This window comes from Streptomyces altiplanensis, assembly GCF_053591575.1.
Map to the genome: position 1 here is coordinate 1 of NZ_JBSFUB010000171.1, position 7,947 is coordinate 7,947.

The following is a 7,947-nucleotide window of genomic DNA, read 5'->3' on the forward strand; positions in this document are numbered from 1 at the left end:
CTACGCCCAGACCGCCGCCTACGGCCACTTCGGCCGCGAGCTCCCCGACTTCGCCTGGGAGCGCACCGACCGCGTGGACGCCCTGCGCGCGGCTGCCGGGCGTATGAGGAGGGACAGCGAGACGGCAGCATCCCCACGCCCGCGTCTGTCGCTCGCCTGGGACGAGGGACGCATCCTCGCGGTGGATCAGCGGGTACTTCCCCATGAACACCGCGTCCTGCGCATCGAGACGGTGGACCAACTGGTCGACGCCATCACGTCGCTGGCCGTTCGCGGAGCGCCCGCCATCGGTCTGGTCGGCGCCCTGGGCGTGGCGCTCTCCGCCCATCGGCACACTTCGGACGGCACGACCGACGAGGCGTCCGTGAAGGCCGACGCCGCACGGCTGTCCGCAGCCCGGCCCACCGCCGTCAATCTGGCCTGGGCCGTCCGCCGGGCCGTGGGGCGGCTCGCCGACGGGCCCCAGGCCGTACTCGCCGAGGCCATGGCCATGCTGGAGGAGGACGCCACGGCCAACCGGACCGCCGTCGTACGGGCTGCCGGCCTGGTGCAGTCGATGGTCCCGGACCGGCCGGTCCGCATCCTCACCCACTGCAACACCGGCCGCCTGGCAACCGCCGCCGGCGGTACCGCACTTGGCGTGATCATCGAGCTGCACGAGCGCGGCCGGGTCGCCGAGGTGCTCGTGGACGAGACCCGGCCACTGCTCCAAGGGGCACGCCTCACCGCATGGGAGCTGGGCGAGGCGGGTGTGCCGTACCGACTGTGCGTGGATTCCGCCGCAGCCGCTGCCATGGCCCGGGGGATGGTGGACTGCGTGCTGGCGGGGGCCGACCGCATCGCCGCGAACGGGGACGTGGCGAACAAGATCGGCACATATGGTCTCGCGGTCGCCGCCGCGCGGCACGGCATCCCCTTCGTGATCGTCGCTCCGGAGTCCTCCTGGGACCGTGAACTGGCCGACGGCTCGGGGATCGTGGTGGAGGAGCGCGATCCGGGTGAGGTGACGGGATTTGCGGGAGTCGAGGCCGCGCCGGCTGGTGCCGCCGTGTTCAACCCCGCCTTCGATGTCACCCCGGCCGACCTGGTCACCGCGATCGTCTCGGAGGCCCAGGTGTTCCGGCCTCAGGCTTCCGCCGGCACGAGTGACCGGTGCGAGGTGCCGGCATGACGCCTACGGCCATCGACGGCGCCGCACGAGAACGTGCCGGAAGCGAGATCGCGGCATTCTCGCGAGCTCTGTACGAGCGCGGCTGGATGCCGGGCACCGCGGGCAACGTCTCTGTGCGCCTGCCGGGCGGGGCTGCCCTGATCACCGCCAGCGGCCGGGACAAGGGAGACATGACCGCACAGGACATGGTCGTCGTCCGAGCGGACACGGGAGAGGAGGCGGCCCCTGGGCCGCTGCGGGCGTCGGCCGAGACGACGATCCACTCCGCGATCTACCGGACAACGGACGCGGACGCGGTCATCCACGTCCACTCCCCTTACGCCACGGCCGTCGCGTGCCGTGCCGGCCACCCTACGCACCTGAACTCCCTGCGCGTCGAACGGTTCGAGCTGCTCAAGGGCCTGGGACTGGCCGACCCGACACGGACCGAAGTGCCCGTCTTCCCCAACTGGCCCGACGTCCCGCGGATCGCAGCGGACGTGGCCGGCCATCTGGCCGCCACACCGCACGCGCCTCCCGCCCTTCTGATCACCGACCACGGCGTCACCACGTGGGGACGTGACCTTGCCCAGGCCCGCAACCGGCTGGAGTGCCTGGAATCGATCTGCCAGCTGCTGCTCATGGGCGGACTCGAGCTGCCCGCAGAGAAAGAAAGGCCGAACTCATGACCCTGCTTCAGGTCATGCCGGAGGACGACCCCGGAAGGGTGCTGCTGCGCACCCGGGACCACGACCTCATCGCAGAGACCCTGCGAGCCTGCTCGGTGGCGTTCGGCCGCTGGCCGCTGCGCGGCACCATCACCCCGGACACCAGCACAGAGGACGTCATGTTCCGCTACCGCGCCGAGGTCGACGACCTGTGCGCGCGGGAAGGGCTGAACCTGGTGGACGTCGCCCGGCTTCACCCGCAGGTGAGCCCGGAATGGGAGGAACAGGCGGCCAAGGCCCGCTCCACCTTCCTCGAAGAGCACCGGCACGCCGAGGACGAGGTGCGCTTCTTCGCCCACGGCACGGGTTGCTTCTACCTCCACATCGACGGCCGCGTCCACGCGGTGGTGTGCGAGGCGGGCGACCTGCTCTCCGTACCGGCGGGCACCCGCCACTGGTTCGACATGGGACCGCGCCCGGAGTTCGCCGCGATCCGCTTCTTCGAGAGGGAGGACGGCTGGGTGGGCGACTTCACCAGCGACTCCATCGCCCGGCGATTCCCCCGCCTCGACGCGCTCCTGGCGCCGGAAGAGGCGACGTGATCCTGTCGACGGTGAGAGCGGTAGTCCTCGACATCGAGGGCACCACGGGCTCCGCCTCCCACGTGCACGACGTGCTCTTCCCGTACGCCCGGGAGCGCTTCGCCGACTGGCTCGCCGCCCATCGGGGGGAGGCTCCGTGGACGGAGCTGATGGAGGAGATACGGACCCACACCGGTGATCCGCGCCTCGACGAGGGCGGGGCCGTCGCAACGCTGACCGCCTGGTCCGACCGGGACGTCAAGGCACCGCCGCTGAAGAGGATCCAGGGGCTCATCTGGGCCGAGGGCTACGCCCGCTCCACGCTGACCGGCCACGTCTACGACGACGTGCCACCGGCCCTGACCCGATGGCGGCAGGCGGGTATCGACCGTTACGTCTACTCCTCGGGATCGGCGACGGCTCAGCGCGACTGGTTCGCGCACAGCGACCACGGTGACCTCAGCGCGCTCCTGAACGGCTACTTCGACCTGGCCGGCGCGGGCGGCAAGAGGGAACCGGAGTCCTACCGGTCCATCACACGTGCCATCGGTGTTCCGGCGGGCGAGACGGTCTTCTTCAGCGACGTGGGAGAGGAACTGGAGGCGGCCACCGCCGCGGGGTGGAGGGCCGTGGCCGTACGGCGCCCCGGAGACCCGCGCGGTCAGAAGGTGCCCGGACACCCGACCGTCTCCACGCTGGACGGCATACAGCTGCACCGACGAACCAGACAGGAGGAGGAAACACGGACATGACCGTCAGCGGCAGCACCCCGGCGGCCGGCATCGGAGTGATCGGCGGCAGTGGCTTCTACGAACTGCTGGACGACGCGGAAGAGGTCCGGATCGACACGCCTTACGGTCCACCGTCCGACGCCCTGATGCTGGGAACGGTCGAGGGTCGGCGGGTGGCGTTCCTGCCCCGGCACGGCCGTGGACACCGCATCCCGCCACACAGGATCAATTACCGGGCGAACCTCTGGGCGATGCGGTCCGTCGGCGTGCGCCGGATCCTGGCCCCCTGCGCGGTCGGCTCCCTCCGCCGCGAGCTGGGCCCGGGCACCCTCGTGGTCCCCGACCAGTTGGTGGACCGGACCAGCGGCCGGATCCAGACCTTCTACGACGAAGGGGCCGTCCACGTCTCGTTCGCCGACCCCTACTGCGAGCACGGCCGTGAAGCACTCCTCAAAGCAGCAGCCGCCGCCGGGGTCGAGGCGGTCGACGGAGGCACGATGGTCGTGGTCGAGGGCCCCCGGTTCTCTACCCGTGCCGAGTCCCAGTGGTTCGCGGCGGCCGGCTGGTCACTGGTGAACATGACCGGGCACCCCGAGGCGGTCCTGGCCCGGGAACTCGCCCTCGGCTACGCCGCCGTGGCCCTCGTGACCGACCTGGACGCGGGCATCGACGCGACGGAGAGCGTTGCGCAGGAAGAGGTCTTCAAGGTCTTCGCCGAGAACACCCGGCGTCTGCGCCGCGTCGTGCTCGATGCCATCGGACTGCTCCCCGAGAGCGACGACTCCCCCTCCGCCCGTGCCCTCGACGGCATGACCCTGCCGATCGACCTGCCCTGAGCGGGCCCACACCCACGGGCGGTTGCCAACCGCCCCACCAGCACGTTCCGTTCAACCTGGAAGGCCAAGTTCTATGTCACCGCCAGCGATCACTGCGCCATCGACGAGCGGCGGCGCCGATACGTCAGCCGGCGAGGCACCCCCCGAACCCGCGACGGGGGTGAAGGGCCGGCTCGCCTCCCGCAAGGGACTGGTGCTTGCCTGCACCGTTCTGTTCGTCGTTCTCCTCATCTCGATGGTGGTGGCCATCGGTCTAGGCGCCGCCGTCATCACGCCGGGGGAAACCGCCCGCTACCTGTGGGCGGCCGTCAGCGGCGGCCGCATCGCCGCGGACGAGGTGACCACGTACCAGATCATCTGGCAGATCCGCACCCCACGGGTGCTGCTCGCGGCGCTCGTGGGCGCCGGGCTGAGCGCGATCGGCGTGGCCATCCAGGCCATGGTGCGCAACGCGCTCGCCGACCCCTTCGTGCTGGGCGTCTCCTCGGGCGCGTCCGTCGGAGCCGTCGGTGTCACGGTCACCGGAGGACTGGCGGCGCTGGGCATCTACGCGGTGTCGGCCGGTGCCTTCATCGGGGCCCTGGTCGCGTCGCTCCTCGTCTATGCCGCCTCCTCCAGCCGAGGCACGCTCTCCCCGCTGCGCCTCGTCCTGACGGGCGTGGCCATGTCCCTGGGCTTCCAAGCGGTGATGAGCCTGATCATCTACTTCGCGCCGGACAGCGAGGCGACCAGCATGGTCCTGTACTGGACCATGGGCAGCTTCGGCGCCGCGAGCTGGGGCGCGCTCCCGGTCGTGTCCGTGGTCGTCATCCTCGGCCTCGTCGTGCTGTACCGGTACGGCCGGGCGCTCGACGTGCTGGCCCTCGGGGACGAGACCGCCGCGAGCCTGGGCATCAGCCCCGACCGACACCGCAAGGCCATGCTCGTCCTGGCCTCCCTCGTGACGGGAGTGATGGTCGCCGTCAGCGGCGCCATCGCCTTCGTCGGACTGGTCATGCCCCACCTGGTGCGCATGGTCGTCGGGGCCACCCACGCACGCGTACTGGCCGTCGCACCCCTGGCCGGAGCGATCTTCATGGTCTGGGTCGACCTGGTGTCCCGGACGCTGGTGGCACCGCGCGAGCTGCCCCTGGGCGTCATCACCGCGCTCGTCGGGGTGCCGGTGTTCGTCACCCTGATGCGCCGCAAGGGCTACATGTTCGGAGGCCGCTGACATGGACCTCAGACTTGACGGGCTCTCTGTGGTCACCGACGGCAGGAGCCTGGTACGCGACCTGTCCCTGGAGGTGGGAAGCGGCCGGGTCGTGGGCTTGGTCGGCCCGAACGGAAGCGGCAAGTCCACCGCTCTCAGGTGCGTGTACCGTGCGCTCCGCCCCAGCTCCGGCACCGTCTGGGTGGGCGAGGAGGACCTCTCCCGCCTGACCGTGCGCCGCTCCGCTCAGGTCGTCGCGGCCATGACCCAGGACGGCGCCGTCGATCTCGACTTCACGGTCGAAGAGGTCATCGCACTCGGACGCGCGCCGCACCTTCGGGGCAACCAGGCGCTCAGCCGCCGGGAATGGGAGCTGTGCGAACGCGCGATGGACCGGCTCGGCATCCGCCACCTCGCCCGGCGCGGAGTCCTGACGCTCTCGGGCGGGGAGCGCCAGCGTGTCCTGCTGGCCCGGGCGCTCGTCCAGGAACCGAAGATCCTGGTGCTGGACGAGCCGACCAACCACCTCGACGTACGCCACCAGGTCGAACTGCTCTCGCTCCTGCGCGGCTCGGGACTCACCGTCCTGGTCGTGCTGCACGACCTCAACCTCGCCGCGGCCGCTTGCGACCGCCTCGGGGTTCTCTGCGAAGGCCGCCTCGTCACCACCGGCACCCCCGACGACGTACTCACCACGGACCTCGTCCACGAGGTGTTCGGCGTCAAGGCCAGCATCGTGTCCCACCCGCTGACGGGTGACCCGCAGTTGTTGTATTCGCTCGACCCCTCCCTGTGAAAGGCACCACAAGTCATGTCCATGACTCGATCTCCCCGCTCGGTGCGGCAGCACACCGTCCTCGGCTCCGCGCTCGCGGCCGCACTGCTGCTCAGCGGCTGCGGCGCCGAAGTGGAAACCGACACCGACGCCAAGGCATCCAAGAAGGCCACCGTCAAAAGGTGCGGTGAGCCGGTCGAATACACGGTCCCTGAGCGCGCCGTGGCATATGAAGGCGGAAGCGCCGACAAGCTGTTCAGCCTCGGGCTGGCCGACCACGTGCACGGCTACGTGATGCCGCCGGCGAACCCGCCGGTGGAGGAGTCACCGTGGGCGAGCGACTATGCCAAGGTGAAGATGCTCAGTAAGGATCTCCTCAACAAGGAGCTGGTGGTCGAGGCCAAGTCCGATTTCGTCCTGGCCGGCTGGAATTCCGGTTTCAAGGATGAGCGGGGCATCACCCCGGAGATCCTGGACAAGCTCGGGATCCAGAGCTTCATGCACACCGAGAGCTGCTTCAACTACCCCAAGTACCCGGAGAAGCTCACCCCGTTCGAAGCCCTTTACTCCGACCTCGATCGGCTGGGCAAGATCTTCCAGGTCGAGGACAAGGCGGATGAGGTCGTCGGCGGGCTGAAGAAGCGGGTGGAGGCCGTCAGGGCGAAGGCGCCCAAGGGTGATCCGGTCCCGGTCTTCCTCTACGACTCGGGCACCGACCAGCCCTTCACCGCGGGCAACCAGGTCCCGCCCAACGACATCATCAAGACGGCCGGCGGCAAGAACGTCTTCGACGGGCTCGACCAGCGGTGGACGCAGGTGAACTGGGAGGCCGTCGCCAAAGCGGAGCCGGAGGTCGTCATGATCCTCGACTACGGGGACCTGCCTGCCCAGAAGAAGATCGACTTTCTGAAGAAGTCCCCTCACACGAAGGGGCTGCCCGCAGTCAAGAAGGACAACTTCTTCATCCTCGACTACAACGAGGGCGTCAGCGGGCCGCGCAACATCGACGGCCTGGAGAAGTTCGCGAAGTACCTGGGTGAGCTCAAGAGCTGACCGAGCCGCAGCGCGCCGGGGCCGTGTCCGATCGCACGGCCCCGGTGCTTCGAGCCGCGGTCCCGGCCCCGCAACCCGACAACCGCCCACCGCACCGGACACGCGCCTCCCTGACGCGTGAGCACGTTGCCGCGGTGCGTGACATACAGATGTGCCCCCCCCGACCGGTCGGGGGGCACGTGCTGAGTTTCCGCTTGTCAGAAGCCGTTGCGGTATCAATCTTGGTGAGCGTGAGTTCGAGGTCGCCGACTCGGTCGGGTGATCTTCTGGCCGGCCGAGCATGAGAGCGGGGCCTCCCGCACAGCTCGTGGATGTCGAATCCAACCGAGCAACAGGAGGCCCCTGGTGCCGCAGTCTTCTGTGCCAGCGTTGATGTCGTCCAATCCGCCTCTCCCGACGTGTGATTGCCTCGTTCACCGGTTTGGGAACGCCGGGCACCGGCCCTACAGGCGCCCGAGGTTTCCATCGGACATGAGCGACGCGGAATGGGCGGCCGTACGCGACGCGATGCCGGTCCCCGGCTGGTCGGAGGACCGCGGCGGGCAGCCGGAGAGCTATTGCCACCGGCAGATGGTCGACGCGGTGCGCTACCTGGTCGCGGGCGGCATCACCTGGCGGGCGATGCCCGCGGACTTCCCCGCCTGGGACCGCGTCTATGCCTTCTTCCGGCACTGGCGGGACAAGGGCCTGACCGCCGAGTTCCACAACCGGCTGCGTGACCGGGTCCGCGAGGCTGAGAACCGGGATCCGGAGCCGACGGCGGGTGTCATCGACGCGCAGTCGGTGAGGGGAGCCGCATCGGTGCCGACCGCGACCAGGGGCGTTGTCACGTTGTTGGGTGCGTGACTGCCTGATGGTGCGTCGGGGCATGGTGGGCCTGCGGCCCGGGCCTGTCTTCAGGCCGTGGTGGGCAGCCGGTGACCTGCTTCCAGATCGCGAAGCGGACGGTCGTCTCGGCGCG

9 protein-coding genes are annotated in these 7,947 nt (G+C 69.7%); all 9 read left to right on the forward strand.

Going from position 1 to position 7,947, the window contains the following annotated elements; all coding sequences use genetic code 11:
- A partial coding sequence (gene mtnA / locus ACWD0Y_RS35355; RefSeq protein ID WP_450264359.1) for an S-methyl-5-thioribose-1-phosphate isomerase occupies positions 1-1,171 on the forward strand: 1,171 nt, incomplete at its 5' end.
- On the forward strand, positions 1,168-1,839 hold the full coding sequence (mtnB, locus tag ACWD0Y_RS35360; RefSeq protein WP_450264360.1) for a methylthioribulose 1-phosphate dehydratase: 672 nt from the start codon (positions 1,168-1,170) through the stop codon (positions 1,837-1,839). The genes mtnA and mtnB, both read left to right, overlap by 4 nt.
- Positions 1,836-2,420: a 1,2-dihydroxy-3-keto-5-methylthiopentene dioxygenase gene (locus ACWD0Y_RS35365; RefSeq protein ID WP_450264361.1), complete on the forward strand. Its 585-nt coding sequence runs from the start codon at positions 1,836-1,838 to the stop codon at positions 2,418-2,420. The genes mtnB and ACWD0Y_RS35365 overlap by 4 nt, the downstream gene beginning before the upstream one ends.
- Positions 2,421-2,431: 11 nt before the next feature.
- Positions 2,432-3,151, forward strand: a complete 720-nt coding sequence (mtnC, locus tag ACWD0Y_RS35370; protein WP_450264362.1) for an acireductone synthase — start codon at positions 2,432-2,434, stop codon at positions 3,149-3,151.
- Positions 3,148-3,966: an S-methyl-5'-thioadenosine phosphorylase gene (locus ACWD0Y_RS35375; RefSeq protein ID WP_450264363.1), complete on the forward strand. Its 819-nt coding sequence runs from the start codon at positions 3,148-3,150 to the stop codon at positions 3,964-3,966. Before mtnC ends, ACWD0Y_RS35375 begins: the two co-directional genes overlap by 4 nt.
- Before the next feature lie 193 nt (positions 3,967-4,159).
- Positions 4,160-5,179 carry a FecCD family ABC transporter permease gene (locus ACWD0Y_RS35380; protein ID WP_450264364.1) on the forward strand — a complete coding sequence of 340 codons (1,020 nt, stop codon included), beginning with the start codon at positions 4,160-4,162 and terminating at the stop codon, positions 5,177-5,179.
- A gap of 1 nt (position 5,180) precedes the next feature.
- Positions 5,181-5,954, forward strand: a complete 774-nt coding sequence (locus ACWD0Y_RS35385) for an ABC transporter ATP-binding protein (RefSeq protein WP_450264365.1) — start codon at positions 5,181-5,183, stop codon at positions 5,952-5,954.
- Between the two features lie 15 nt (positions 5,955-5,969).
- The gene (locus ACWD0Y_RS35390; protein WP_450264366.1) at positions 5,970-6,986 is read left to right on the forward strand and encodes an ABC transporter substrate-binding protein; all 1,017 of its coding nucleotides are present in this window, start codon (positions 5,970-5,972) and stop codon (positions 6,984-6,986) included.
- 471 nt (positions 6,987-7,457) lie between these two features.
- Positions 7,458-7,832 carry a transposase gene (locus ACWD0Y_RS35395; RefSeq protein WP_450264367.1) on the forward strand — a complete coding sequence of 125 codons (375 nt, stop codon included), beginning with the start codon at positions 7,458-7,460 and terminating at the stop codon, positions 7,830-7,832.
- The last annotated feature ends 115 nt before the right edge of the window (positions 7,833-7,947 follow it).